Origin of the sequence: Acinetobacter sp. 1566109 (assembly GCF_000582255.1) — a bacterium.
GTDB lineage: Bacteria > Pseudomonadota > Gammaproteobacteria > Pseudomonadales > Moraxellaceae > Acinetobacter > Acinetobacter nosocomialis.
Map to the genome: position 1 here is coordinate 1 of NZ_JEYB01000154.1, position 1,943 is coordinate 1,943.

General features: G+C 30.0%; 1 protein-coding gene and 1 pseudogene. Both read right to left on the reverse strand.

The window, feature by feature from the left end:
* A pseudogene (locus J582_RS27165) lies at positions 1 to 250 on the reverse strand (hypothetical protein); the annotation flags it as partial.
* Between the two features lie 554 nt (positions 251 to 804).
* On the reverse strand, positions 805 to 1,755 hold the full coding sequence (locus J582_RS24890) for a GGDEF domain-containing protein (RefSeq protein WP_006582641.1): 951 nt from the start codon (positions 1,753 to 1,755) through the stop codon (positions 805 to 807).
* Positions 1,756 to 1,943: the final 188 nt, after the last annotated feature.

Genomic DNA, 1,943 nt, shown 5'->3' on the forward strand with positions numbered 1-1,943 from the left:
ACAAGAAGCAGAATGTTGTAAGTGACAATAAACTTAGAATAGTAATCTCGGAAGAACAAAAAATACTAATTTTATTATGATCTAAAAGGATATTAACTATAATTAGAAATCCTGTAATCACAGTAGATACTGTCGTAAATAACTTAGATACTTTGTCATCTAATTTATAAAATCGATCTCGCTCTCTTTCTAGTACTTTCTGTAGATACTCAAGAATTACCTTATGATTACGATCATCAGAGTCATTCATACTCAATCCCCTTTATTTCAAATAACAAAATTTATTTAATTTAAATTTTAACAATAAAAAATCCCGACATCATGTCGGGATTTTTCGGTGTGGAGCGCCTAGGTAGGGCTGACTACCTGATGGTCATGGTGCCTGACTGATTATTATTGTTATTATTGTTGTTTTAAGTCATTGAACATCCTGTTCATATAGATTGATCATAAGGACTTCATCGGGGGATAGATACAGACAATTTCGTAAAACGCTGTAAGCCAAAACGTACAAAAAATAATCAAAATTTATCCCAATGGTTATCCGCATAAATTGTGGATTCTTTTGGGTAAAAAAGGCTTAAAAACTCTATGGAATTGCTATTTTTGATCATTATTTAACCAATTTTATTGGCAAGAAGTATCAAACTTGCTCAAAAAAAATCCGCTTTGGAAACAAAGCGGATTTTTGCGGTAGTTTCGGGTTATGTAAAATAGCTAAGTACATGATTTTATTTAACTTATAAAAGACGATTTCGGATAACGCCCATTATGTTAATTGTAGGAAAACTTAATTTTATTACCTTATTGAGACATATCTTTGATTTGACGTTTATGTCTATACATTTGCTTATCTGCTTCAACTACTGTTTGTTGTAAATCCGTCCCTGGTTGACGTGCTGCAACACCAATAGCAGCATTAATTCCAGCCTGTTTTAAGGATTCTGAAATTCGATTTGCTAGTTTTTGAGTATTTTCTAAGTTAGTTTCAATATTTAAAATACCAAACTCATCTCCTCCTAAACGTGCAACTAAATCATTAGAGCGCACAGTTCTTTTGATAATTTGGACTGTTTCTTGAATCATCTGATCACCTTTTAAATGACCAAATTTATCATTTATATATTTTAAATCATTTAAATCTATGACAATAATTGTTGTTGAGTGTCCGTAAATTTTACACCGACTTTCTTCTAAATCTAAAAATTTATCCCAAGCACGACGATTGAAAGCTCCTGTTAAGTGATCTGTTAGCGACTCCATTTCAAGTTTTTCGCTAATTCTTTTTTGTTCATTTATTTTAATTTCGTTCTGTAAAATTCGACTGAGTAATAAACTAAATAATTCTAATAAATCACTATATTGTTCTATACTTTTAGGCTGTACTGATGGATCAATAGCACATAATGTACCGAAAACAGAGCCATCTTCATTCAATAAAGGTTGACCTATATATGCATTTATATCCACTACCTTATTAATTCCAGCCTCTTCATATAATGGAATTTTTTTTGAATCATGTGCTATACGTGGCCCTTTGCCTAGTACCATCTTAGAACAATATGAATCAGCCCAATTAAAAACTTGTCCTGCTTTTACTCCATATCCACTGTCTTTAGCTTGAAGAACTATCCAATCATTACCTTCTGTACAAGTAATCATCCATAAATTAAAAACTAAGTGATTATGTAAATACTCTAAAATGGCTTTACCAGCATCTTCAAAATCTCTAAAGTTTTCATAAAAAAGACTCATAACTACTCACTATCAATACTTTAAAAATTTATACAACTTTATTTAAACTATTGTATTTAAAGATTAATTTAAAAATTTCATAGATATAATATATCGTAAAATTTATTTTTCTTAATATTTTTTACGATATATTCTTAAACGACTCTATATAGAAAATATAACTTTTTAGTTAACAACGTAAGCGTCCG